Source organism: Sphingopyxis solisilvae (assembly GCF_015475875.1).
Lineage (GTDB): Bacteria > Pseudomonadota > Alphaproteobacteria > Sphingomonadales > Sphingomonadaceae > Sphingopyxis > Sphingopyxis solisilvae.
In genome coordinates this window covers 105,843-129,765 of sequence record NZ_JADKYM010000006.1, presented here as the reverse complement: position 1 = coordinate 129,765, position 23,923 = coordinate 105,843, and the positions used below count along the sequence as shown (strand labels likewise).

Sequence of the window (23,923 nt, the reverse complement as noted above, 5' to 3'; positions counted from 1 at the left end):
CAAAAAATATATGACGAGGAGGAGGACGGGGAATGAAAGGCTATCACCTCACAAGAGCTTTGCTGCTCGCAGCTGGCGCGACAATTGCTGCGCCGAGCAACGCGCAATCATCTGCGGTTGTCGGTGACGGGTCGCAGCCCCCGACCGCAGAAACGGCGCCGCAGGAGGAAAGCGAGCAATCGACCCAGCAAGGCGGAGGGCTCGGGGAAATCGTCGTTACAGCGACGCGGCGAGAACAGAAGCTGCAGGATGTGCCGGTGGCCGTGACCGCCGTGACGTCCGAAGCCCTGGGACGGTCGGGCGCGGCCGACATTCGCAATCTCACGCAAGTCGTTCCCGGCTTTTTCGGCGGGCGTGCGGCGGGCGTCTTCCTTCCTGTCATTCGCGGCGTCGGATCGAGCAGCATTTCGGTGGGCGACGAGTCCAATGTCGCGACCTATGTTGACGGCATATATCAAGGAGATCCGTTCTCGACCTGGACCGACCTCGTGAAAGTCGACCGCGTCGAAGTGCTTCGAGGCCCGCAAGGAACGATTTTCGGACGCAACGCGACCGGCGGCCTGATCAATGTCATCACGCCCGATCCGAGCTTCGACTTCAGCGGCCTCGTCTCGGCCCGTGCCGCTGCCATGGAAACGGGCGACGGGGATTATAACATTCGCGGCTACCTTACCGGGGGGCTGTCCGACTCCGTTGCGGCCGATATCGCAGGTATTTACCGCAAGTCCGACAATTTCGTCGACGATCTCGTCCGCGGCGGCAAAGCTGGCGGCTATCGTGTCATAGACGTTCGAAGCACGCTCATGTTCAACGACGGCGACGGCAGCAAGATCGTCCTGACTGGCGAGTATTTCGATCGCGCCGGTTCCGAGAATGTGTATCAGCCCTATGAAAACAATACGGCAGGGCGCGCTTTTGCCGGCGCAATCCTGCCGACCAAGCCTTGGCAATTATCAACCGACCTGCGTCCGAGTCTCAAGACCCGGCGGTACAGTGTCGCGCTTCAGACGCGCTTCGATCTTGGGGGCGTGAACCTGGAAACGACGGGCGCCTATGCGCATAATCGAACGTCCCAAGCGACCGACTCCGATTCCTCCAACATTCTCCTCGCGACGTTCGTGGCACCGAATATCACGTCCGAATATTACAGCCAGGAGGTTCGGTTGCTATCGGATGGATCGGGTCCGCTTCAGTGGATCGCCGGCCTTTACGCCTTCCACCTCGAAGGCGACGCGAACTTCATTCTCAGCAGCCGCACCGATCCTTCACAGCCGCTGCTCGTCCGCACATTTGACCCGCTGATCAAGACCACCTCCTATGCCGCCTTTGCCGAGGCGACGCTCGAGGTCGTTCCCAGTCTCTTCGTAACGGGGGGCATCAGGTACACCGACGAGAAGAGGAGTTTCGACCAGGTTGTCAACGGCGTCGCCCTCTTTCCGCAAACCGCGAAAAAATCCTTCAGCCGGGTCACCTACAAGGGAACGGTCCGCTTCGAGATCTCCCCGGACACGAATGTCTACGCAACCTACAGCACCGGGTTCAAGAGCGGCGTGTTCAACATGACCGGCACGGCAGCGACGGCCGTCAATCCCGAAACGCTGAGAGCCCTAGAGGGCGGTATAAAGTCGGATATCACGCCCTGGCTACGCGCGAACCTTGCGCTCTACCATTATGATTACAAGGATTTGCAGGTGACTGCCAGGGATCCGATCGGTCCCGGATACGTCTTGCAGAACGCCGCGGACGCGACGCTCTATGGCGGGGAGCTGGAAACCACGATCGCGCCGAGCGAGAATTTCAGGGTCAGCAGCGCCATCGCATATTCCCACGCTCAATATGACAATTTCCCGCAAGCCCAGGTCTTCATCCCCAGGCCGACGGGCGGGAACGTCGTCTCGCAGGCCGATGTCTCGGGCAACCGCCTGCCGCGGGCACCGCGATGGACCTTCAATATCGCTCCCAGCCTCGATGTGCCCCTGGAGTCCGGAACGCTGAATATCAATGGCTCCCTCTTTCGCAGTTCTACTGTCTATTTCGACTTCCTGAACACGACAAAGCAGGATCCCTATACCTCGATCAACGGCGAGATTTCCTGGAGGACCGCCGACGAGAAGTTCCGTTTCTCGATCTGGGCTACCAATATCGCGAACGAGAAGATCATCCAGGAAGTGCGCCCGGGAGCGCTCGGCACCGACCTTCGCTACGAACTGCCGCGGCGCATCGGTGCCGGGATCGAGCTGAGCTTCTGAACACCGTCACCCGATTTATCGACCAGCAGCGAGTCCCGGTATGGCAGCAATGATCGAACATGGCCTCTACTACGGCGGTGCGTGGCATGCCCCGATATCCGACACCTTTCGACCGTCGATCAATCCTGCCGACGGATCCTACATCGCACTCGTGTCGAAGGCCGGCAAGGAGGACGTCGATCGGGCGGTGCTGGCCGCCGTTACCGCATCTCGCGTATGGCGCGATGTCTTGCCCCTCGAGCGGGCGCGCTTGCTTCGCGAGATGGCTGCAATCATCCGCAAGAACCACGCTGAGCTTGCCCGGCTTGACGCGCTGGACTGCGGAAACCCGATCCGGGAATTGATCGGCGATGCGCAGGTCGCGGCAGCGCTCATCGAATATTTCGCGGGCCTGGTGACGGAAATGAAGGGGGCGTCCATCCCCGTCGGCCCGGACGCGGTGAATTTCTCCGTTCGGCAACCCTTCGGCGTGGTGGCTCGCATTCTGGCGTTCAACCACCCCTTTCTCTTCTGCGCTGGCAAAATCGCGGCTCCGCTGGCCGCGGGCAACGCGGTCATCGTCAAACCATCCGATCAGGCCCCCCTCTCGGCCCTCAGATTTGCAGAACTGATCGATGGCTTGTTGCCCGCCGGGACGTTCGGAGTGCTGACCGGGGACGGTGAGACCGGGGCCGCGCTCGCCTCGCACCCGAAAGTGGCGATGATCAGTCTTGTCGGGAGTGCGGCGGCGGGCCGCGAGGTGATGCGCGCGGCAAGCGCTACGCTGAAACCGGTCCTGCTGGAGCTCGGGGGAAAGAATGCCCTGATCGCTTATGGCGACGCCGATCCGGGGGAAGTGGGGCAGGCGCTGGTACAGGGCATGAACTTCGCCTGGTGCGGGCAGTCGTGCGGGTCCACAAGCCGGGCGTTCGTTCACGAGGACATCTACGATGATGTGCTCGCGCACATCCAGGCGGCGGTCGGGCGCTTTCGACCAGGAGACCCGCTCGATTCGGATACGTCGATGGGAGCCGTGATCAGCCCGCAGCAGTATGAGCGCATCATGGGAGCGATCGCTTCGGCAAAGAACGATGGAGCCCGTCTCATCTGCGGAGGAGGGGCGCCATCAGACCCCGATCTCTCGAAGGGACTCTTCGTCGAACCGACGATCTTCGCGGACGTGACGCCCGGCATGCGCATCGCTCAGGAGGAAATATTCGGGCCGGTGCTGGGGATCATGAAGTGGTCCGATGAAAGAGCAATGATCGAGACGGTGAACGAACTCGATTACGGACTGACATGTTCCATCTGGACGCGTGACCTCGAAACGGCGCACCGAACCGCGATGGAAGTCGACGTCGGCTATGTGTGGATTAACGAGACATCCCGCCACATTCTCGGCGCCCCATTTGGCGGCATGAAACAATCCGGGATCGGCCGTGAGGAGTGTCTCGGCGAACTGCTCGCCTTCTCGCAGGAGAAAAATATCTTCATCTCCCTCAGGTCCGGCGGGACGTGAAAGCGCCGGGCGCACCCCCGATGTCGACCACCGCACCCGACACTCTGACGGGGAAGCGCGGATCGAACGACGCTCCGGGCGCCGCGGACACCGGGCTGCCCTTCGGGCCGCGCGCGGCCATGATGTTCCTGACCGGAGCACTGGCGCTCAATTTCGTCGACCGGCAGATCGTGAATATTCTCGCCGAACCGATCAGTCGAGAATTGAAGCTCGCGGACTGGCAGATCGGTTTGATGTCGGGGCTCGCATTTGCGTTGCTCTACGGTCTCGCCGGCATTCCGTTCGCGCGCTGGGCAGATCGCGGCCACCGCCCTCGGATCATGGCGCTGGCCGTGCTCCTGTGGAGTGGCTTCACGATCGCCTGCGGCTTGGCGCGGAACTTTCCTCAGCTTCTGCTGGGCCGCGTCGGCGTCGGCATCGGTGAGGCCGGTCTGACACCAGCGGCAAACTCGCTGATCGTCGACTATGTCCGGCCCGAGCGCCGTGCCTCGTCGCTGGCGCTCTATTATCTCGGCGTCCCGATAGGAACCTTGGCCGGCATGGCACTAGGAGGCCTGGTCGCAGATGCCTATGGTTGGCGCGCTGCCTTCTTCCTTGCCGGCGTTCCAGGCCTTCTTCTCGCCCCCTGTCTTCTCTTCGTCTTGTCCGAGCCGCGAACCGGCAAGGAGCGGGGTCCCGACCTTGCGCCGATCGGGACGGTGGCGACCGTCGTGACATTGTGGCGGATCCGCACCTACCGCCTGGTGGTCATGGCCACCGCGCTCCAGGCGGCGGTGGGCTACGGCTTCGGTCCGTTTCTTGCCTCGTTTTTCGTCCGAAACCACGGCGCCGAGATTGGCGACCTTGCCTCCTCTGCCGGCCTAGGCGTGGCGGGCTTCCTGGGTTTGACTCTAGGTTTATCCACTGGCCTTGGCGGTGCGATCGGGGTGTGGCTCGGCGGTTTTCTTGCCGACCGACATGGCCGGAATGACGCGCGGGCCTATGTCACCGTCCCCGCGCTGGCGGCGGCAGCTTCCCTGCCTTGTTACGCGCTGATTTTTACGGTCGACAGCGGAATATTCGCGCTCGCCGGTCTCGCCCTTCCCAATATTCTGGGAGCCATGTGGATGGGGCCGGTCCACAGCACCCATCAAAGCGTGTCACCGCCGGAGATGCGCGGCGCAGCGACCGCCTTGTTCCTCCTAATCCTGAACCTGATCGGCGTCGGCCTTGGCCCGCTGCTCGTAGGATCTGCGAGCGACGTCATCGCCTGGCAGGCAGGCGAGGACAAGGGAGCGAGCCTGCGCTTCGCTCTCGTCGGCGCGAGCCTCCTGGCCCCGGTCGCCGCCTACATATTCTGGCAAGCGAGGAGGTCGATTGCCGACGACATGGTCTCGTGAATAGCCCTTCAGACCAAATGGATATCCGTTTCTTGACGCAATCCGGAGAATGAAATGCCAACTGAGCACCAAATCTCGCCTGCCCGGCCTGCCTCCGCTGATGTGGCAGCGATAGAGCGCGCCGCGCCGCCAGGGCCGCATCGTGTGCCGGACCGCCTCGACGTGGCGCGCAGTCGATACGATGCCGCGGGGCTGCGCTCGCTCGTTGCGCCCGGCTGGGTGCATTCGGCTGTCTATACCGATCCCCGCATATTCGAGCTCGAGCTGGAACGTATTTTCCATAAGGGCTGGGTGTACATCGGTCACGAAAGCGAGATCGCGAAATCCGGAGAGTTCCGACGCCGCCAGATGGGCCGGCAGCCCGTCATCTTCGTTCGTGGCCAGGATGGCGAAGTTCGGGTATTCCTGAACCGATGTCGTCATCGCGGCGCGATCGTCTGCGAAGTCGACGAGGGGCGCGACAGTTATTTTCGCTGCTGGTATCACGGCTGGACCTACTCGAACTCGGGCGAACTGGTCAGCGTATCCGGACCCGATGGCTACGGCCCGAGTTTCGATGCCCGGGAGAACGGCCTCACCCCAGTGCCCCGCGTCGCAAGCTACCGGGGGTTCGTGTTCGCGGCACTGGACGATGCCGTACCCCCTCTCGAACAATATCTCGGCGGCGCCGCAAAGGTCATAGACATTCTCGTCGATTCAGCCCCGCGTGGCGAACTGCTGGTGCGATCGGGGTCGAACCGAACGATATACAAGGGGAATTGGAAGCAGGTCGGCATGGACGGGTATCATCCGCTCTTCGTCCATGCCTCCGTGCTGGCAACTTGGGAGCGGCATTCCGATTCCGGCCATAGTCTCGGCGCGACCCACAGCGCGAACCCGTTCAACTTCGACGGCGTCTCCGAAACGCGCGACTTCGGGAATGGCCACACGATGCTCGATTTTCTGAAGCACCGGCTAAACCACTCGGGCAAGTTCCGATCAATCCTCGAAAACACGCCTGGCGGGACCGATTACATCGAGGCGCTCTACGCAGAACATGACGAATCGTGGGCCGATGTGCTTCTCGCGATGGCCGGCGACCCCCATGTCGGGATTTTCCCCAATCTCCAGCTCATCAACAACCAGATACGGATCGTGAACCCGATCTCTGTCGACGAGACCGAGGTCGTCATGTTCCCCGTCCTGTTTGCGAACGTCAGTCCCGAAATCAACGCGCTGCGTCTTCGACAGCATGAATCCTTTTATGGGCCGGCCGGGTCTGGCTCCACCGACGACGCCGAAATCTTCGAGCGCGTCCAAAAAGGTCTCGGCGCCAGCATCGACCCCTGGATCAACATTTCGCGCGGCATGAACCGCGAACGAGTCGAGGCCGACGGCACCATCGTTGGCCATATTTCGGACGAGGTGCCGCAACGGGGCCAGCTCAAGCAATGGCTGACGATGATGGTGGGGCGTCCGGAATTCGAGGAGGGCTAGAATGGGCGTTGCGATGACCGAACGGGACGAAGTCTCCATGTTTGTGCGGGCCGGGGACGACACGTCCATATTGCCGGGCAGCAGCCTGTATAGCGAGATCGAGGCGCTCCTGTATCGCGAGGCCGAACTCATGGACAGCCATTCGTTCGACGCATGGCTCGGGCTCTGGCACCCCGACGGCCTCTACTGGGTTCCGTCGAATGGCGAAGACATCGATCCGCGAGAGTCGGTCTCGATCATCTACGAACGGTATCCGCAGATCGAGGACAGGATATTTCGCCTGAAGGACAAGCGCATGCATTCGCAAAGTCCGAAGTCGCGGTTGATCCGGATCGTCTCCAACATCACCGCGAGCGCCTCGGGACCTGCAGATATCCTGGCATTCTCGACGTTTATTCTCGGGGAAGTCAGGGGGGCTGAGCAGCAGTCGTTGTTCGGGCGTGCCGCCCATCGATTGAGGCGCGAGGCGGACGGCTTGCGGATACTCGGGAAGAAAGTTTACCTGATCGCCAATGATTCCCCGATGCGCAACGTGACGTTTCTCCTGTGAACGGCGGCGCGTCAGCAGCCCTGGGCGCGCTGCCGGTCGTCGCGACGGTGATCGGCGACCCGGCAGGTATCGGGCCGGAAGTCTGCGCGAAAGCCCTCGCGCTGGACCGCGATCCGCGGTCGGCTCGCCACCTCCTTATCGGAAGCATTGACGCTGTCCGGCTGGCGGTCGCGGCGAGCGGAATCGCGTGTCAAGCCTACCCGGTCCGATCCCCTGACGATATCGACGATGCGGCCGGCGGGATTGCCGTCCTCGACCCCGGGAATCTGCCCAGGGAGGCATGGTCGGTCGGGCAGGCCGGCGCTGCGTCGGGCAGGGCGGTCATCGAATGGATCGAGATTGCGGAAGGATTGGCGAGGGACGGGCAGATCCAGGCCTGGATCATGGCGCCGGTCGATTCCTCTTCGCTGAAGCTTTCCGGGAAAGTCGAATCGATCGACGACCTGCAGCCAGAGGGGACCTATCTTCTCAGGGTAAGTCCCTCGCTTCGCGTAGTTCCCATAACCGAACATATTGCAATCTCCGCCGTCCCGGCGTCAGTGAACGCATCATCCATCTCCCGGCTGATTGAGGTCGTCGACGACAGCTTCCAGCGGTGGGGGGTGCCCGGTGCCAGGATCGGCGTGGCCGGGCTCAACCCCCACGCGATGGGCATGGAGGAGGCGGCAGAGATCGCGCCGGCCATAGAGCGGGCGCGGGCGGCAGGGCGGCGCGTGGAGGGGCCGGTATCTCCCGACTCGATTTTTCGCCTTGCTATCGAGGGCCGTTACGATGTCGTCGTGTCTATGTATCACGACCAGGGCCAGATCGCTCTCAAAACAGCGGCCTTCGAGGGCGCCTGCACAATCTATATCGGCCTGGACTATGTTCGCCTGACCGTTCCGCACGGGTCCGCTATGGAAATTGCCGGAAAAGGAGTGGCTCAGCACGCCAGCATGGCGGCTGCGATGCGAATGGCGGAGTCGCTGTGTTGCGGAAAGGGGTTCGGCGATGGACCGCCTTGATCCCGTTCTCGACGAGCGGGTCCGCCTGGCAGCTCGCGGATTGGGGCGCGCAGGGCTGGTTCATGCCTTTGGGCATTGCAGCGCCAGGGTCGATGCAGAAAAATTCCTGGTATGTGCGCCCATGCCTATGGGTCTTATCCGCGACGAGCCCGGGACGATAGTTTCGGTCGAAGGGGATCTGCCTTCCGGCGTCCTCGGAGAGGTTCGAGCCCATCAGGCCATCTATCGCGCGCGACCGGATGTCGGAGGGATCTGCCGGATCATGCCGCCGGCGACCATGGCCTTGTCAACGATGGGGATCACCCCCGCGGCCCGCCATGGACTGGGGGCTTATTTCGCGCCCGCCCCGCCGCTCTGGAACGACCCGAGGTTGCTGCGCGATTCTGAATCCGCCTCTCGGCTCGCCACGACCCTGGGAAGCGCATCAGCAGTCGTCATGCGTGCCAATGGTGCGATCACCGTTGGCCGGGACATAGAAGAGGCGGCAACCTTCGCCTTCTTTCTCGAAGATGCGGCACGCGTCGAGCGGGACATTCGCTCGATGGGCTTCGATCCCGCAACCGGACTCCTGGACGCATGCGAAATCAGGGCGCGGCAGACCCTGTCGGGAGGGGTTGTCGAAAGACTTTGGCAATGGCTGACCGAATGGCAGCAGCCCGAGAATTCACGCGCGGCAAGTCGGTAATGCGGCCGCGCAGGTCGCGGTGTCGCACCGCGAAGAGATAGAAAGGGAGTGGATATGACCGAATTTGGGCAGGATCTTGCAGGGCAGGTAGCATTGATCACCGGAGCAGGGCAGGGGATCGGCCGGACCTTCGCGAACGGTTTCGCTCGGGCTGGCGCGAAAGTCGCGATCGTTGAACTCAACGAGGCCAAGGCGAAAGCGGTTGCCGCGGAGATCGTATCGGAGTTCGGCGACGGCGCCGCCATCGCCATCGTTGCGGATGTTGCCGATCCCGATGCCGTCGAAGCCGCCGTGGACCAGACTTTGTCGGCGTTCGGCCGTATCGATATTTGCATCAACAACGCTGCCATATTCTCGACGCTGAAGATGCGGTCGTTCGAGGAAATTCCTTACGAGGAGTGGCGCGACGTGATGCGCGTCAACGTCGACGGCGTCATGCTCGTCACCAAAGCCTGTGCCCCCGTAATGCGGCGGAACCGCCATGGCAGGATTATCAATATCTCGTCGGGCGTGGTGACGCTGGGGCGACCCTATTATCTTCATTATGTCGCCTCGAAGGCGGCGGTCGTCGGTATGACGCGCGCCATGGCGCGCGAACTCGGCACTGACGGGATCACGGTCAATGCATTGCTCCCAGGCGCAACCTTCACGGAGATTGAACGCGAAACGGTGACCCCCGAGCAGAAGACCCAGATACTCAACATGCAATGCATCAAGCGGCACGAGACAGCCGACGACCTGCTCGCTGCCGCATTGTATCTCGCCTCCAAGGGAGGCGAGTTCGTAACAGGTCAGTCGATTGCCGTTGATGGAGGAACGACGTTTCGCTGAGGTCGCTGCCGGCACATGATATGAACTTCGCGCCGCAAGCCAGCGAGCGATCCGCGGACCCAATAGGCCTTTAACTCGGACCGACGGGAAGCTATGCAGCCTTTTCGAGCGGTGCTGCGAAGGCTCAGGCGAGAGGTGTGGCAGGCGAGTGACGGATAACCTCCAAGCAGCGGGTGCATCCCGTGTCCCGCAGGGCGAGCGCAGCCGGAAGATGCGGGCCCGAATACTCGCCGCGGCGATCGAATTACTTCGAGAGAAGGGGTATTCGGCTTTTCGTGTTGCGGATGTAGCCGACGCCGCCGGCGTATCGCGCGGCGCGCAATTGCATCATTTCCCAACGAAGGACCTCCTCGTTGCGGCGTGCCTCGAGCAAGTCTTTGCCGTCGCGTTGGAACGAGCCAGCGAAGCCGCCGGTAGAGCCGCAGACGACGATCGGATACTCGAGGCCGCCTGTGAGGATGCGGAAGCATTTTTTTACGGGGAGGATTTCCTGATCGCACTCGACCTTGTCATTTCGGGCAACAAACTTCGCGCGCTTGCGGACGATGTGCGGGGAATGTCGAAGCGACGGCGTGTCGGAGCCGAGCAGGCCTGGGTTCGGCGCTTCGCCCGGACCGGTATTTCGCCTTCCGACGCCGAGGACATATTGTGGCTGATGTGGAGCGTCATTCGAGGACTGGCCATCAGAAACCAGATTGGCCGCGACCCTGAACGCTCTAAGCGCGTGACAAGGATGACCATCGATCTGCTTTCGGAATATACCGGGAAGCTCCGCAAGCAGCCGGCCCACGGCGAGGGGCCCGGCGAGGCCGGTTGACCTTGGCGCTGCCCGCCGCCGGTCCCGGTCAGTTGTCAGCCCCGTAGAGCCCGGCATAACGGTCACGCAGCTGCTTCTTGTCGATCTTCCCCGTCGCGGTGAGCGGGACGGGACCGAACAGAATCCGATCGGGCAGCTGCCACTTGGCAAACTCCCTTGAAAGGGTCGCCATGACATCGCTTTCGGACGGCTCCGCCCCGTCATGGGGCTCGATGATCAGTAGCGGGCGCTCCTCCCATTTTGGATGCGCTATGCCGACTACGGCAGCAACCTTTACTCCGCTGCATCCGGCAGCTGCATTTTCGAGGTCGATCGAACTGATCCATTCGCCCCCCGACTTGATAACGTCCTTCGTGCGATCGGTAATGCGCATGAAGCCGAAGCTGTCGATCGTCGCGACGTCGCCGGTATCGAACCAGCCGAGATCGTCCGTACAGTCCGATGGCTGGCGAAAATAGCGTTGTACGACCCAAGGGCCTCGCACCTGCAACGCCCCGGAACTGCGGCCGTCGTGGGCGCATATGGTGCCGTCGTCTCCCACAATCCGCATGTCGACCCCGAACTGGAGGCGCCCCTGGCGCGTCCACAACATGTCCTGCATCTCCGCCTCGCCGAGGGCAGCGATTGCCGGGGTCGGTGTCGCAATGACGCCGAGTGGGCATGTTTCTGTCATTCCCCAAAGCTGGAGAACATCGACATCATAGGAGGATTTGAACGTCTCAGCCATTGCGCGCGGAACGGCTGATCCGCCGATCATGATGCGTTTCAAAGGTCCGGGTGCGCTCCGGGTCGCCTCGAGATGGGCAAGATACATGGTCCAGATCGTGGGAACGCCCCCGGTAAAGGTCACCTCCTCGTCGCGAATGAGCTCGTGGAGGCTCGCCCCGTCCAGCCGGTCTGCCGGCAGTACGAGCTTGGCGCCGCAAAGCGGGGCCACGAAGGGAAGCCCCCAGGCCGTTGCGTGGTAAAGCGACGAACAGGGCATCACGGAATCGAAGGGCGTGAGGCCAAATGCGCTCGCGAGGCTTGCCCCCATTGCGTGAAGCACAACGGCCCGGTGGCTGTACAGAACCCCTTTTGGGTCGCCCGTCGTGCCCGAGGTATAGCAGAGAAATGCCGCCGAATTCTCGTCGAACATGGGCCAGCTGATCGTCTCCGGGAACTGGGCGAGCAAAGTGTCGTACGCGCGCGCTTCCAATTCACCGCCAGCGGCAAGCGCCTCGTCCGAGAGGACGATGAAAGTTTCGACATGGTGAAGCGCGGGCGCGATGCGCTCGACCAGGGCGGCGAGATTCGCCTCGAACAAAAGCACGCGGCTCTCGGCGTGATTCAGCGTGTATATCAGTTGCTCGTCGGACAGGCGCGGATTGGCGGTGTGGAGTACCGCTCCGAGGCCCGGCACGGCGTAGAAGAGCTCAAGGTGACGGTGTGTATTCCATCCGAGAGACGATACCCTGTCTCCGCTGGTGACGCCCGCAGCGGCGAGCATATTGGCGCTCTGGGCCGTCCGTCGGGCCAGTCCGGCATAGTTGTAGCGCCACAGATCGGCGCTCCCGGGTTCGACCGATACGACGGGACGGTTACCGTGCGCGCGAACGGCATAATCGAGTATCGACCCGATGGTGAGCTGCGCCGGTTGCATCTGTCCGTTGATCGTCATGAAGTCACTCCGGGTCGGTATGGACCACCTAATCTCCAGCGTTTGTGAATCAAAGTCCGCCAGCACGTGCCCTTATCGGCAAGCGCTGGCGGACAAGGCGGCAGCCTGGCCGCACGCGATCCGCGAATTCGTCGCCCTCGGATCGCGTTCGGGCGCGTCAGAACCGCAGTTCGGCGCTGACGCCCACTTTCCTTGGTTGTTCGTAAAAGCCATCGGTCGCCTGGGCGCCGACGCGGATCGTCTGAAAGACCTTCTCGTTGGTGAGGTTGGTCGCCCACAGGCTGAACTTCCAGCGATCTCCGGTCGGAGCGAAGGAAATCGACGCGTTTGTCAGGGTATAGCTCGGCTGCGAAAAGAGATTCTGGAAATCATAATAGAGCCGGCTCGAATAGAAGGTGTTCACGGAAACGCCGAGGCGACCCGCATCAAACTCGTGGCCCCAGTCGACGCCGAGGTTGAACGTCCATTCGGGCGCGCGGGTCATTACGTTGCCCGAAGCGTCCGCCGGCGAAACGGTGTTACCGCCATCGGGGCGGGGAAAGAAGCTCTGGGCGAGCGGAAAGTTGCGATAGCGAGCGTGGCTGTAAGCAACCGAGCCGCGGATGCTCAGGTCCTGTACCGGCTGCACGATCGCCTCGAACTCACCGCCGTAGATCTTCGCATTGGCCGCATTCTGCAGGATGTAACTCGGGCCCGATGCGTCCTTCGCCTGCACCTGGAGATCGTCGTAGGTGTAATGGTAGACGGCGAGGTTCGTGCGCAGCCAATCGACGGGATCGACCTTGATTCCGGCTTCCCACGCCTTGATATTTTCCGGATTGACCGGGTTTGGCGAGGTGCCGGCCATATTATAGACGCCGCTCTTGAACGCGGTGCCGTAGCTCGCATAAATGTTGCCGTCCGGCGAAAATTGGTAGCGTATGGCACCGCGATAGTTGAACTTGTTGAAGGATTTGGCCGTCTTCGGAACAACGAGATTGCCATTCACGACCTGTTCGAACGTGCGCCTTTCGGTCGTATAACGGGCGCCCACGGTCACGAACAGATCGTCGACGATCTCGTAGGTTCCTTCGGCGAACCCTGCGAAGGAGCGACCGGACAGCGCGGGGTCAAGGCGGAGCGTGGTCGCTGGAATGCCGGGGCCGGCAGAGGTCACGATTTGCAGGCTGGAATGCCCCCCGAACTGGTAGAAATAGCCGCCGGCAAGCCACTGGAAGCGGCCGGGATCGGCGGAACTGAATTTGATTTCCTGGCTCCCCGACTCGGTCGCAAAGGCTGCCGGGAAATTACCCAGGAAGATGTTCGAGGCGTCGGAATCGGTTTCCTGATACCAGCGCAGGTTCATGAAGCCGCTCGTCGCCTCGACGTTGAAGCCATCGAATTCAAGCTTGATGTGAAGCGCTGCGTTCCAACGGCGAAGATCCAGTGCCGGGATGTCGGTCAAGGATGCCTGCCATGCATCGGTAGGCAGTATGACGCCGGGAAAACGGCGGCCTGCGGTGTTTCCGTTAACCGGCTGCGGCGAGTTGGTCGTGCTGTTCTGGTCGAAGAACTCGCCCGTAAGGATGATTTTGGCGTTGTCCGCGGGCTGCCAGAGAAGCTTGCTGCGCAGGTTGATCACCTGCTGGTCGCCGAGCGTGCCGCCGCGAACAAGGTCGTCGATATAGCCATCGTTCTTGCGATACAGCGCGGCGAAATCCGCCGCGAACTTGTCGCTCAGCCCGCCGGTGATGTAGAAGCGCGCGTCGTAGTCGCCCGCATCGTTGCGCATCCGGCCGTAACGCAGCGACGCCTTGCCGCGGAGATCGAAGCTCGGGTCCGGCGTGATCACGTTGATGAGGCCGCCGGTGGCATTGCGCCCGAATGTCGTGCCCTGGGGGCCGCGAAGCACCTCGACGCGCTCGACCTCGACGAGGTCGATCCAGTTCGCGGCCGATTCCGGCTGGTACACGCCATCGATATAGGTGGCGATATTGGGCTCGTCGCCGATGGAAATCCCGGTCGACCCGACGCCGCGAATGACGGGCTGAAAGACGCCCATGTTGCGGCTGCCGATGAAGCCGGGCACAACCTGGGTCAGCGAACGAACCGTCGACACATCGGCGGCCGAAAGCGAATCTCCCGTGATTGCCGTCACGGCGACCGCCACGTCTTGCAGCCGCTCCTCGCGCCGGGTCGCCGTCACGATGATATCGGAAATGCCTGTGCTCGACTGTGCTTCGGGCTCCGGCTCGGTGGCCGTTGCGGTCTCCTGCGCGTGGCCGGCCACGCTCCATGCAAACGCGATCATCGCGACGCCGCTCGCCAGGATGCGCGAGCCTCTGCGGCTATTCTTCGACATTATATTTCTCCCTCTCCCTGATTATTCTGCTCAGTTCAGACGCAAATATCCTTCGAGAAAATCCAGGCGGTCGTTGCCCCAGAAAATCTGGTCATCGACGAACATCATCGGCGCGCCGAACACGCCGCGCGCATAAGCTTTCGATCGCGCCTCGCGGTAGCGGAGCGCGCCCTCCCCGGACGTGACGAAGGCCGTCACTTCGTCCGGATCGAGCCCCGCCGTCGATGATGCTGCGCGCAGTTCCTGGTCGTCGCGGGGGTCGATGCCGATCCCCCAGATCCTGCGATACCCGTCGGCGACGAACGCCTCGGCAGCGCCGCACTGCGCCGCGTATATGGCAGCGATGTTCCATTCGGAGCACTCGAAGCTTGCGGGAAAGGCGAGGGGAACCTCATATCGGTCCGCCCAGCGTCCAAGATCGGCCATCAGAACCTTGATCTTGGCCGGAACTTCACGGTTGGACGGGCCGTAGTTGCCTGCCGCAATCTTGGCTTCGGGTATGTCGATCGGATGATAGGCGAGGGTCCGGCCATGCGCGCGCGCCATTGCGGGTAGCCGCACGTGAGCAAGGTAGCTGAACGGGCTGATGAAATCGAAGTAGAAATCGATGACGGATGTCATGGGAGGGCCTCTTCGAAGCCGACCATCTTCCGATAGTTTTGCCAGAAGCCGATAATGGCCCCTTCGGTCACCAGATGATCGGCATCGTCCGCGCCGCCGCCGCCCATTGCGATGTACGACTTCGCACCGCGATCGGGTGTGACCGCCTGCTGGACGATTTCTACCGCCTCGCCGTCCTCCATCGAGATAACCCCGGCGGGACCGATCAGATTGGACTGCTTCAGCCGGATGGCATCCATTTCCGGGTCGTCGTCGGCGTAGCCGAACTGGGTCCACACGAGTTCGAACGAGTCCGGCCCGCGCGTGACAATCTGGCGCACCGCGAGCGTATTCGATATCTGCTGGAGGATGAGGTTCGGATAGAGTGCCAGGATGACGAGCGTAATCCCATCCGGGAACTCGCTGCGCCCCGCCAGCAGCGAGGGGTCCTTGAGCGTGAAGCTCGTGTCGAAGCTGCGCGATTCCTGGTAGACTTGGCTGTCGCGCTCGGCGTCGTTGCTTCCTGCCATCGAAAACAGGAGCGAATGCCGCTTGTTCTCGTCCATCACGCACTTGCCTGTCTGGGTCGAGCGATAAAGACCGAATGTATTGTGAAACAGGTGAAGCAGGCTCGCATGATAGGGGTCGCGCGTATTCTCGGCGTACAGTTTCCAGTTGCCGTGAATGAACTGGCGCTGATTCCCCAAAATCTTGACGGGGCGACACATAATCCGTTCGACATGCTCCGTGATGAGCGGGCCGAGATAGTCGCGCAGTGGCTCGACCTCTTCGGAGAATGTGGCGAAGACCAGCCCGTTTAGGGACTCCACCCGCAGCTTGACCAGGCCGTGATCCTTGAGTGCGAAGTCAGCGGGCATTCCGCCCTGGCCCTTGATACCGCGGCGAAAGGGAACACCGATGAGATCCCCGTTCAGATCGTAGGCCCACTGGTGGTAGACACATTCGAGGTGCGGCGCGTTGCCGCGGCGCTCACGGCAAACCATGGCGCCGCGATGCGCGCACCTGTTGAGCACGACATGCAGGCCGCCATCCTTGTCGCGCGTGACGACGACGGGCGTGTCGCCGATGAACGTCGCCTTGTAGTCGCCCGGTTCCGGCACCTCGGCTTCCAAGGCGACGAAATTCCAGGTGGGGCCGCGAAAGAGACGCTCTTGCTCCGCCTTGTAATACGCCTCGTCAGTGAAGACCGAGTAGGGAACCCGGCACCCGATGCGATCGTGCTCGCTCGCTGTTGCCGATGCGTCGGCCGCGCCGTGATTGTTGAGCATGTCTTACCTCAGTCCTAGATGGGTCGAACCATCAGAGTGTCCACAAGGTCCGTATCGAAGATCGCTTTCTTCGAACGAAAAAGAAATCTTCCTGAACTGTAAACTATTTCGTCGACATACTTCCCGGTGTTGTAAACGAATGACTGACCTATATTTCGGGTCTGCAGTACAACATAGTTGGTGTGTGCCGTGACAGCCTCCGGCGTAACGCCATGGATACGGCTGGTGCTGATGATGTGACGATAGTTATGGACGGGAAAAATGTTCGCCCTGCGCAACGAGACGACGCGATCGACGAGCATGCCCCTGCTGTCGCAGAAGATGGTTGCGACGGGCAGGCCGCGGTCTGCATTTTCGCGGGGTATGACCGAATATAGGCATTCCTCGGTGAAGAGGTCCGGCCACTCCTCCAAACGGTCGTCGTCGATCAATTCGGCATGGAGGGCAACGAGGTCGGTGACTTCGCGCATCAATTCTGCCCGAGGGAGGGTCGTGAGGTCCACCGGCTCAGGCTTCACTGCGGGGCGGATCAATGGTGATCCACCCATCTTCCAGAGTCACCGGGTAGGTCTTCAGGGCAATCTGGCAAGGATAGGTCGTCGCGGCCCCGCTCGGAATATCGAATGCGCCGCCATGATAAGGGCATTCGATCGTCGCGCCGTCCTGATATCCGTCGGTCAGGAGAGCGCTTCCGTGAGTGCAAGTATTGTCGGTGACAAAATAGTCGCCGTCTACATTATAGACGGCAAGAGGCGGATAGGCGCCGGGAGCTATCGCGACGGGTTCGCCGTCCTTCGGTTCTTCTATTCGGCACAGGCGAATTCTCTCCATCGCAACCATTTCCATTTGTTAGATGCCCTTGATTGATCGGCGCCAAATCAGCCGAGCGGGATATCCATGCCGTAACCCTCGGCCTCGTTGCCGTGGCCGAAGAGGTCGCGCAGATAATGTTCCTGTTGGGGTCCGGCCTTCTTTGCTCCCCAGCCGAATTCCCACAGCCATCCCGACGGGTTGGCACAATAAAAGGTAAGCGCTTCGTCGTTGGCATGCTTGCCGAGTTGGAGAGCCACGTCGATTTTCTGCTCGCGCACCATGTCGTGAGCAAGGCCGAGGTCGTCGAGCTCGGTATATTCGAGCATCAGGTGGTTGATGCGCTTCTCCATCGGTCCGAGCCCGAAGGCGACCGAATGTTGCCGGTCGTTGCAATGCATGAAATAAGGTGTGGCAACCATGCCGTTCGGAAGGGTGAGTCGATACTCGACCGACCCCCTCAAGCCGAGCAATTCGTAGAAGCGGACCGCAGCGGGAACGTCATCCTGTCGTAGAATGCAGTGACCTACGCCTTCCGGCCCGGTGACGAACTTTCCGAACATCGGGCGGCCCGGGTGGAAAGGACGATGATTGTCGACTTGCGGACCGTAGAAAATCTCGGTCGGATTGCCGCCTGGGTCCTTCAGCTTGGCAAGCCCGAGAACATGGCGATCGAGGGCCTCGGCTTCGGTCGATACATCAACCTCGATATTCTGCGAGACCAGCTTTTCGACAAGGTCGTCGAACTCGCGCGGTCCGGCCACCCGCCACCCCAGATAGGCGAGGTCGTCGCCGCCGTCCCGGTGCAGGGCGATTCGATGATGCCATTTGTCCATTCTCAAATAGGCGCGACCGTCCTCGCCCTCGTCGACATATTCCATGCCCGCGATGCCGCTGGCGAATCGCTTCCAGGCGTCAAGGTCGGATACCGACAGTCCCAGATAGCCAAGCTCGGTCACGCCCGTCATTTTCCGCACTCCCACAGCATTTTTTCTCATTTGAGGGGCGATTCGCCCCGATGCATCTCTTATGGTGCAACGTGGTTCCGATAGTGCAACTTTGTTCTGAGTGCAACCCATTGCACATTATGGCATAGCTGCTATGGTGATCGTTAGGGCGAAATCGGCTTGAGCGCAGCGTTCGCGCCTTTCCGATCTTCCCGAAGCGTAACGGGCCCGCCGACGAACGGCCGGCGAACATGGAGAGAGGGATGTCGCAACCTGGGAGAGAGGCTTCGGCCGGAACAACCGACCTTGAGTCACTGCGCGCGCGTATTGATGCATGGCTCGTCAAGGACGAGGCGAGCGGCCGGTTTCAAATCGATCGGGCCGCCTTTACGGATGCCGAGGTCTTCGCGCTCGAGATGAAGTATATTTTCGAGCGAAACTGGGTTTTCCTCGCGCACGAGAGCCAGGTGGCCAAGCCGAACGACTTCCTGACAACCTTCATCGGCCGGCAGCCCGTGATCCTTTCCCGCGACAGGTCGGGCAACCTGCACTGCATGATCAACGCCTGCGCGCATCGCGGCGCACGTGTCTGCCGGGAGAAGAGCGGCAGTCGCCGTAACTTTACCTGCCCCTTCCACGGTTGGACCTACGACCCGGCCGGTCGGCTGCTCGACGTCACCGACGAGGCCGGAGGAGGCTACGCGCCCGGATTCAAGCGCGAAGATTATGGTCTCGAACATGTCGCGCGGCTTGAAACCTACCGGGGTTTCGTCTTTGCGAGTCTCGACCCGGACGTGGTATCGCTCGAAGACTATCTTGCCGGGGCGAAGACCTTCATCGATCTGATGGTCGACCAGTCCATTGAGGGGAATCTCGAGGTTCTGCCCGGCGCAACGCGCTACCGCTACCGCGGCAACTGGAAGCTGCAGGTCGAAAACGGTCTTGACGGCTACCATATCGGGACGGTGCACGCGAACTACTTCATGACAGTAGCCCGCCGCGTCGACGGAACCTCGAAGAACGAGACAAGGGCCTTTGATTTCGGTCGCTGGAACCAGCTCGAGGGGGGGTCATTTTCGTTCGACAACGGGCACTGCGTGCTCTGGAATGACTATGCGAATTTCCAGGATCGTCCCAATTTCGAAATACTGGAGTGGCTGCAGCGCGAGCGGGGCGAGGAGCGCGCCACATGGATGAACGGCAGAATCCGAAATCTTGAGCTGTTCCCCAATGTGTTCCTGATGGATCAGACCAGCACGCAGATTCGCATCATTCGGCCGATCTCGGTCGATGAGACCGAGGTGACGACCTATTGCATCGCTCCGGTCGGTGAAAGCGACCGCGCCCGTGCCTTGCGCATTCGCCAATATGAGGATTTTTTCAACGCCAGCGGAATGGCAACGCCCGACGATCTCACCGAGTTCAACAATTGCCAAGTCGGATTCGGCGGCGGCGCAGGGCGGGCGAACGATATGTCGCGCGGCGCGACGAGGTGGGTGCGCGGAGTCAGCAGTCACGGCGACGCGCTCGGTGTCGATGCCATCATGAGCGGCACCGCCGTGGCGGATGAGGGTCTCTATGTGGCTATCCACGACGAGTGGGTCTCGCGGATGCATACCGCGATCGAGCGCGAGGAGACGGAGCGCGCGACCACGGTTCCGGAGATGGCAAAATGAGCAGCGAGGTTGCACAATGGGTGGCGATCCAGCGCTTCCTTGGCCGCGAAGCTGCAGCTTTGGACGCCAAGGATTGGGACAGCTGGCTGGACCTCTATCACCCCGAGGCCGAATATTGGGTTCCGGCCTGGGACGACAGCGGCCGACTGACCGAAGACCCCGAACGCGAGATCTCGCTGATTTACTACCCAACTCGCGCGGGCCTCGAGGACCGCGTCTACAGGATCAGGACGGGACGATCGTCAGCGAGCTCGCCGGCACCGCGAACATCTCACCTGTTCAGCCTGCTTTCTGTCGAGCAAATCGACGATGCCATTCAGGCGAGGACCAACTGGTCGGCAACGTCGGTGCTGGAGGATCGGCCGACGGTATATTGCGGCTCGGCCGTTTACGACCTTGAACCCCAAGGCGACACATTTGTCATTCGGCGCAAATATACCATTGTAGTCAACGACATGGCGCAGACGATGCTCGATGTCTACAGCATCTGAGGCAGCGGCGGTGACGTCCGGGACAGGTGGCAGGCCCTGTATCGGGACGATGGTCGGCGAACCCGCCGGTATCGGTCCCGAGGTGGTCGTGCGTGCGTGGGCGACGGGGCGGGTGCACGAGGTTTCGATACCCATGCTGGTCGGCTCGGCGGCGTCCATCGAACGCGCGCTGGAAGCGACGGGCGTCGCGGCGCGCGTCCGGGTCTTGCGCTCGTTCGACGCGCCGAGCGACGATCCCGCGATCATCGACGTCCTCGACACCGGTGCACTTGATGCGGCCGATCTCCCTTTTGCCGAAGATACCCTCGCGTCTGGCCTGGCAACCGCTCAGTGGCTCGCCGAGCTCGACGCGCTGGCCCGCGACGGACATTTTGCCGGGACGGTAATGGGGCCGATCAGCACCGGCTCGCTCAAGCTGGCCGGCAAGCTCGATATGGTCATCAGCCCGACCCCGGGCGAAAGCTACCTGCTTTTGCTCACCGGGCCGTTGCGCGTTGCCCACCTGACGGACCATATGTCGATCCGCACAGTCTGCGATCTCATCACACCCGACCTTATCGATGGAGCCCTGCAGCAAATCGACGCGGCAATGCGAAGCTGGGGTGTCAGCGATCCTCGCATCGTCGTGGCAGGGCTCAATCCGCACGCGACCGGCGAGGAGGAGGTGCGTGCCATCGCCCCGGGCGTTGCGCGCGCGCGGCAGCGCGGGATCAACGTCGAAGGGCCGTCGGCTCCGGATACAGTGTTTCGCCAGTGCATAGAGGGTCGTTACGATCTGGTGCTCGCGATGTTTCACGACCAGGGCCATATTGCCGTGAAGACGTGGGGCTTTTCCGGGAATTGCGTCATCATGATGGGGCCACCCTATCTCCACATGTCGGTCGCGCACGGTACGGCCTACGACATCGTGGGAACCGGGAAGGCAGATCCCGCGATGATGCTGAGCGCAATGCGGACCTGCGGTGTCCTGGCAGCGGGGAAAGGCTTCTCCGGAATCGACAACTGACCCGGCTGGCTGGCCGCCACCGGACTTGATCCGCCCTCGAAGTCGCGGAGTTACGAATGCAGCTATTCTACGCGCCCGGGCTCTGTTCCTTGGCCCCTCACATCGCGCTCGCGCGCACCGGCGAGGCCTTCTCCCTGACGAGAGTCGATATGGCCACGCGCCTCACGGAAGACGGGCTGGATTTCCGCGATATCAAGCGGTCCGGAAAAATACCCGCGCTCCGCCTCGCCTCGGGAGAGGTTCTCACCGAGACTCTGGCTATCCTGCTTTATGTCGCCGATCTCGCGCCCGGGTCAGGACTTGCGCCGCCCGCAGGATCCTTCGAAAGATATTTGTTCACGGACCTACTCGGTTTCATCTCTTCGGAGATTCACAAGAGCTTCGTGCCCCTTTTTTCAAAGGGGGCTCCGCAAGCTGCCAAGGCCGCGGCACGAGCCGAAGTGCTGCGCCATCTCGAAGCGCTGGAGGCCTGTCTCCACGAGAGAAGCTATTGCTTCGGACAGGCCTTCACAGTGGCCGACGCCTATCTCTTTTGCATCTTGGGATGGGCCCCGCTCTGCGGCATCGAACTGGCCGCTTTCCCTTCGCTCAGTCGCTTCCGGGAGCGCATTGCCGCCGAAAATGGCGTGAGCGAAGCTCTTCGGGCCGAGGGACTTCTGTGAATTCGGCGGCATGTTCCCATTTACCTGTTGCAAACGCGTTTCTCATGGTGCAACAATTTCATTACAGACGGCCGATATTCAACGGACGGAACGGAGGGTGAGGATGCTCGAAGCGACCAATGCCATTTGCACGTGTTTCCATGCGATGGAGGTTGAGGCATGACCTCCGAAACGATCCAGGATCGCCCGGAAATCGGCAAGTCGACGACGTTCGACGGAGTGACCACAAATTATCACGATATCGGGTCGGGCGATCCCATCTTGCTCGTTCACGGGTCGGGGCCCGGCGTGACGTCGTGGGCAAACTGGCGGCTCAATATGCCGGTGTTCGCCGAAGAGTTCCGGGTCATCGCGCCCGACATGCTGGGCTTCGGTTACAGCGATTCCATTGGCGCGATCACCGACAAGCGGGTGTGGACGGACCAGTTGGTGCGCCTGCTGGATGAGCTCGGTCTCGAACGGGTCTCGATGGTCGGCAATTCTTTCGGCGGCGGCGTCACGCTCGCCTTCATGATCGCACATCCCGACCGGGTGCATCGGGCGGTTCTTATGGGCGCCGCCGGGCTCGAGTTCCCGCTGACGCCGGCTCTCGACTTCGTCTGGGGTTACGAGCCTTCGCGCGAGGCGATGCACGCATCGCTCAAGATGCTCGCTTGGGATCAAAGCCGCCTGACCGACGACCTGATCGATTCCAGATATCAGGCCAGCATTCGGCCCGGCGCACACGAGCCATATCGCGCCACGTTCGGGGGGCCGGATCGGCAGGCGGGGATCAATATGCTGGCGAGCCGCGAGGAAGATATCGCGGCGTTGCCGCACGAGGTCCTCATTCTTCACGGCAAGGCAGACCAGGTGATCCCGCAGGAAGTTTCCCTGCGCCTCGGCAACCTCATCGAACATTCGGACGTCCGCTTCTTCGGCGAATGCGGCCATTGGGTTCAGATCGAGCGCATGGCCAGCTTCAATCGGGCAGTGTCCGAGTTCTTCAAACATGGGCTGAAATGGTAAAAACTCTGGGAGAGTCATAATGGCAGTTACAGGCGTCATGCGTCCGGGCTATGTCCAGATGCGCGTCCTCGATCTCGACGAGGCGACCCTCCATTATCGCGATCGCATCGGGTTGGAGTTGGTCGGGCGGTCAGGCGACCGCGCGTTCTTTCGCGGCTTCGACGAATTTGATCGCCACAGCATCATCTTGCGCGAAGCCGACATGCCCGGCCTCGACAGGATAGGCTTCAAGGTGTGCAGCGAGAAGGATCTGGATCATTTCGCGGAGCGCCTCGCAGCTGGCGGCGTCGCTACCGACTGGATCGGGGCGGGTGAGGACCCGGGCGTCGGTCGCAAGCTGCGGTTTGCAGTTCCGACGGGTCACATTTTCGACCTCTATGCCGAAATGGAGCTTTCGGCGGATGGTCCGCCGGTGAAAAATCCGGACGTCTGGCGCAGCGAACCGCGGGGCATGCGGGCGATGCGTTATGATCACTCCGCGCTCAATGGCATCGATGTTGCCGGTTCGGCGCGCATCTTCGTGGATGCTCTGGATTTCTCCGTCACCGAGGAACTGGTTGACGAGGAGAGCGGCGCGCGCCTTGGCATATTCCTGAGCTGTAGCAACAAGGCGCATGATATCGCCTTTCTTGCCGGTCCCGAGGACGCGAAAATTCACCACACCTCGTTCCGTCTGGAATCGTGGAACGATGTCGGCAATGCGGCGGATATCATCAGCCGGTATGACATCTCTCTCGACATCGGTCCGACTCGACACGGGATCACGCGCGGCCAGACCATCTACTTCTTCGATCCGTCCGGCAACCGGAACGAAACCTTCTCCGGCGGCTACGATTATTATCCGGACAATCCGCGAAGGACATGGGGAGTCGATCAGGCCGGCAAGGCGATCTTCTACTATGAGAAGGCGCTGAACGACCGGTTCATGACGGTCAATACATGAC

General features: G+C 61.6%; 22 protein-coding genes. 15 read left to right on the top strand and 7 right to left on the bottom strand.

Annotated features, from left to right (window positions below):
- Positions 1-32 precede the first annotated feature (32 nt).
- The 9 genes from IR187_RS06375 (at position 33) to IR187_RS06335 (ending at position 10,489) form a co-directional block, all read left to right on the top strand.
- Positions 33-2,249: a TonB-dependent receptor gene (locus IR187_RS06375; RefSeq protein ID WP_082662673.1), complete on the top strand. Its 2,217-nt coding sequence runs from the start codon at positions 33-35 to the stop codon at positions 2,247-2,249.
- 49 nt (positions 2,250-2,298) lie between these two features.
- On the top strand, positions 2,299-3,747 hold the full coding sequence (locus IR187_RS06370; RefSeq protein ID WP_228765595.1) for an aldehyde dehydrogenase family protein: 1,449 nt from the start codon (positions 2,299-2,301) through the stop codon (positions 3,745-3,747).
- Positions 3,748-3,767: 20 nt separating this feature from the next.
- Positions 3,768-5,126, top strand: a complete 1,359-nt coding sequence (locus IR187_RS06365; RefSeq protein ID WP_058807197.1) for a spinster family MFS transporter — start codon at positions 3,768-3,770, stop codon at positions 5,124-5,126.
- 54 nt (positions 5,127-5,180) lie between these two features.
- On the top strand, positions 5,181-6,602 hold the full coding sequence (locus IR187_RS06360; RefSeq protein ID WP_082662672.1) for an aromatic ring-hydroxylating oxygenase subunit alpha: 1,422 nt from the start codon (positions 5,181-5,183) through the stop codon (positions 6,600-6,602).
- 1 nt (position 6,603) lies between these two features.
- Positions 6,604-7,152, top strand: a complete 549-nt coding sequence (locus IR187_RS06355; RefSeq protein WP_058807199.1) for an aromatic-ring-hydroxylating dioxygenase subunit beta — start codon at positions 6,604-6,606, stop codon at positions 7,150-7,152.
- Complete coding sequence (locus IR187_RS06350; RefSeq protein ID WP_058807201.1) at positions 7,149-8,156, top strand: PdxA family dehydrogenase; 1,008 nt, start codon at positions 7,149-7,151, stop codon at positions 8,154-8,156. Before IR187_RS06355 ends, IR187_RS06350 begins: the two co-directional genes overlap by 4 nt.
- Positions 8,143-8,841 carry a class II aldolase/adducin family protein gene (locus IR187_RS06345; protein ID WP_058807203.1) on the top strand — a complete coding sequence of 233 codons (699 nt, stop codon included), beginning with the start codon at positions 8,143-8,145 and terminating at the stop codon, positions 8,839-8,841. The genes IR187_RS06350 and IR187_RS06345 overlap by 14 nt, the downstream gene beginning before the upstream one ends.
- Before the next feature lie 54 nt (positions 8,842-8,895).
- Positions 8,896-9,672: an SDR family NAD(P)-dependent oxidoreductase gene (locus IR187_RS06340; protein WP_058807205.1), complete on the top strand. Its 777-nt coding sequence runs from the start codon at positions 8,896-8,898 to the stop codon at positions 9,670-9,672.
- Positions 9,673-9,820: 148 nt separating this feature from the next.
- Positions 9,821-10,489, top strand: coding sequence for a TetR/AcrR family transcriptional regulator (locus tag IR187_RS06335; protein WP_156416858.1), 669 nt, complete (start codon positions 9,821-9,823; stop codon positions 10,487-10,489).
- A 28-nt stretch (positions 10,490-10,517) separates the two neighbouring features.
- On the opposite strand, the gene IR187_RS06330 is transcribed toward IR187_RS06335, so the two are convergent.
- The 7 genes from IR187_RS06330 to bphC form a co-directional block, all read right to left on the bottom strand.
- Positions 10,518-12,215, bottom strand: a complete 1,698-nt coding sequence (locus IR187_RS06330) for a long-chain fatty acid--CoA ligase (protein ID WP_288987626.1) — start codon at positions 12,213-12,215, stop codon at positions 10,518-10,520.
- A 91-nt stretch (positions 12,216-12,306) separates the two neighbouring features.
- Positions 12,307-14,490, bottom strand: a complete 2,184-nt coding sequence (locus IR187_RS06325) for a TonB-dependent receptor (RefSeq protein ID WP_058807208.1) — start codon at positions 14,488-14,490, stop codon at positions 12,307-12,309.
- 30 nt (positions 14,491-14,520) lie between these two features.
- Complete coding sequence (locus IR187_RS06320; protein WP_058807210.1) at positions 14,521-15,111, bottom strand: 2-hydroxychromene-2-carboxylate isomerase; 591 nt, start codon at positions 15,109-15,111, stop codon at positions 14,521-14,523.
- Entirely contained in the window at positions 15,108-16,379 is a 1,272-nt protein-coding gene (locus tag IR187_RS06315; protein ID WP_082660143.1) for an aromatic ring-hydroxylating dioxygenase subunit alpha, read from the bottom strand. The genes IR187_RS06320 and IR187_RS06315 overlap by 4 nt, the downstream gene beginning before the upstream one ends.
- 14 nt (positions 16,380-16,393) lie before the next feature.
- A complete protein-coding gene (locus IR187_RS06310) occupies positions 16,394-16,912 on the bottom strand; it encodes an aromatic-ring-hydroxylating dioxygenase subunit beta (RefSeq protein ID WP_228765594.1) in 519 nt (172 codons plus the stop codon).
- Entirely contained in the window at positions 16,887-17,225 is a 339-nt protein-coding gene (locus IR187_RS06305) for a non-heme iron oxygenase ferredoxin subunit (protein ID WP_228765593.1), read from the bottom strand. Before IR187_RS06305 ends, IR187_RS06310 begins: the two co-directional genes overlap by 26 nt.
- 32 nt (positions 17,226-17,257) lie before the next feature.
- Positions 17,258-18,157 carry a biphenyl-2,3-diol 1,2-dioxygenase gene (bphC, locus tag IR187_RS06300; protein ID WP_058807213.1) on the bottom strand — a complete coding sequence of 300 codons (900 nt, stop codon included), beginning with the start codon at positions 18,155-18,157 and terminating at the stop codon, positions 17,258-17,260.
- A 242-nt stretch (positions 18,158-18,399) separates the two neighbouring features.
- Between bphC and IR187_RS06295 the strand changes: the two genes are divergently transcribed.
- The 6 genes from IR187_RS06295 (at position 18,400) to IR187_RS06270 (ending at position 23,922) form a co-directional block, all read left to right on the top strand.
- Positions 18,400-19,812: a Rieske 2Fe-2S domain-containing protein gene (locus tag IR187_RS06295; protein WP_058807214.1), complete on the top strand. Its 1,413-nt coding sequence runs from the start codon at positions 18,400-18,402 to the stop codon at positions 19,810-19,812.
- Entirely contained in the window at positions 19,809-20,303 is a 495-nt protein-coding gene (locus IR187_RS06290) for an aromatic-ring-hydroxylating dioxygenase subunit beta (protein ID WP_058807215.1), read from the top strand. The genes IR187_RS06295 and IR187_RS06290 overlap by 4 nt, the downstream gene beginning before the upstream one ends.
- Before the next feature lie 49 nt (positions 20,304-20,352).
- Positions 20,353-21,309 (top strand): PdxA family dehydrogenase, encoded by a 957-nt coding sequence (locus IR187_RS06285; RefSeq protein ID WP_156420459.1) that lies wholly within the window; start codon positions 20,353-20,355, stop codon positions 21,307-21,309.
- Positions 21,310-21,365: 56 nt separating this feature from the next.
- Complete coding sequence (locus tag IR187_RS06280) at positions 21,366-21,971, top strand: glutathione binding-like protein (RefSeq protein WP_058807217.1); 606 nt, start codon at positions 21,366-21,368, stop codon at positions 21,969-21,971.
- Between the two features lie 159 nt (positions 21,972-22,130).
- Positions 22,131-22,979: an alpha/beta fold hydrolase gene (locus IR187_RS06275; RefSeq protein ID WP_058807218.1), complete on the top strand. Its 849-nt coding sequence runs from the start codon at positions 22,131-22,133 to the stop codon at positions 22,977-22,979.
- A 37-nt stretch (positions 22,980-23,016) separates the two neighbouring features.
- Complete coding sequence (locus IR187_RS06270) at positions 23,017-23,922, top strand: catechol 2,3-dioxygenase (RefSeq protein ID WP_228765592.1); 906 nt, start codon at positions 23,017-23,019, stop codon at positions 23,920-23,922.
- Position 23,923 lies beyond the last annotated feature (1 nt).

What these genes read in the sequence shown, in the direction of transcription:
- IR187_RS06375 (WP_082662673.1), top strand. Translation starts at nt 33, where the DNA reads ATGAAAGGCTATCACCTCACAAGAGCTTTGCTGCTCGCAGCTGGCGCG.
- IR187_RS06315 (WP_082660143.1), bottom strand. Translation starts at nt 16,379, where the DNA reads ATGCTCAACAATCACGGCGCGGCCGACGCATCGGCAACAGCGAGCGAG.
- IR187_RS06370 (WP_228765595.1), top strand. Translation starts at nt 2,299, where the DNA reads ATGATCGAACATGGCCTCTACTACGGCGGTGCGTGGCATGCCCCGATA.
- IR187_RS06365 (WP_058807197.1), top strand. Translation starts at nt 3,768, where the DNA reads ATGTCGACCACCGCACCCGACACTCTGACGGGGAAGCGCGGATCGAAC.
- IR187_RS06320 (WP_058807210.1), bottom strand. Translation starts at nt 15,111, where the DNA reads ATGACATCCGTCATCGATTTCTACTTCGATTTCATCAGCCCGTTCAGC.
- IR187_RS06270 (WP_228765592.1), top strand. Translation starts at nt 23,017, where the DNA reads ATGCGTCCGGGCTATGTCCAGATGCGCGTCCTCGATCTCGACGAGGCG.
- IR187_RS06325 (WP_058807208.1), bottom strand. Translation starts at nt 14,490, where the DNA reads ATGTCGAAGAATAGCCGCAGAGGCTCGCGCATCCTGGCGAGCGGCGTC.
- IR187_RS06295 (WP_058807214.1), top strand. Translation starts at nt 18,400, where the DNA reads ATGTCGCAACCTGGGAGAGAGGCTTCGGCCGGAACAACCGACCTTGAG.
- IR187_RS06280 (WP_058807217.1), top strand. Translation starts at nt 21,366, where the DNA reads ATGCAGCTATTCTACGCGCCCGGGCTCTGTTCCTTGGCCCCTCACATC.
- IR187_RS06290 (WP_058807215.1), top strand. Translation starts at nt 19,809, where the DNA reads ATGAGCAGCGAGGTTGCACAATGGGTGGCGATCCAGCGCTTCCTTGGC.
- IR187_RS06275 (WP_058807218.1), top strand. Translation starts at nt 22,131, where the DNA reads ATGACCTCCGAAACGATCCAGGATCGCCCGGAAATCGGCAAGTCGACG.
- IR187_RS06355 (WP_058807199.1), top strand. Translation starts at nt 6,604, where the DNA reads ATGGGCGTTGCGATGACCGAACGGGACGAAGTCTCCATGTTTGTGCGG.
- bphC (WP_058807213.1), bottom strand. Translation starts at nt 18,157, where the DNA reads ATGACGGGCGTGACCGAGCTTGGCTATCTGGGACTGTCGGTATCCGAC.
- IR187_RS06340 (WP_058807205.1), top strand. Translation starts at nt 8,896, where the DNA reads ATGACCGAATTTGGGCAGGATCTTGCAGGGCAGGTAGCATTGATCACC.
- IR187_RS06345 (WP_058807203.1), top strand. Translation starts at nt 8,143, where the DNA reads ATGGACCGCCTTGATCCCGTTCTCGACGAGCGGGTCCGCCTGGCAGCT.
- IR187_RS06360 (WP_082662672.1), top strand. Translation starts at nt 5,181, where the DNA reads ATGCCAACTGAGCACCAAATCTCGCCTGCCCGGCCTGCCTCCGCTGAT.
- IR187_RS06285 (WP_156420459.1), top strand. Translation starts at nt 20,353, where the DNA reads ATGGTCGGCGAACCCGCCGGTATCGGTCCCGAGGTGGTCGTGCGTGCG.
- IR187_RS06305 (WP_228765593.1), bottom strand. Translation starts at nt 17,225, where the DNA reads ATGGAAATGGTTGCGATGGAGAGAATTCGCCTGTGCCGAATAGAAGAA.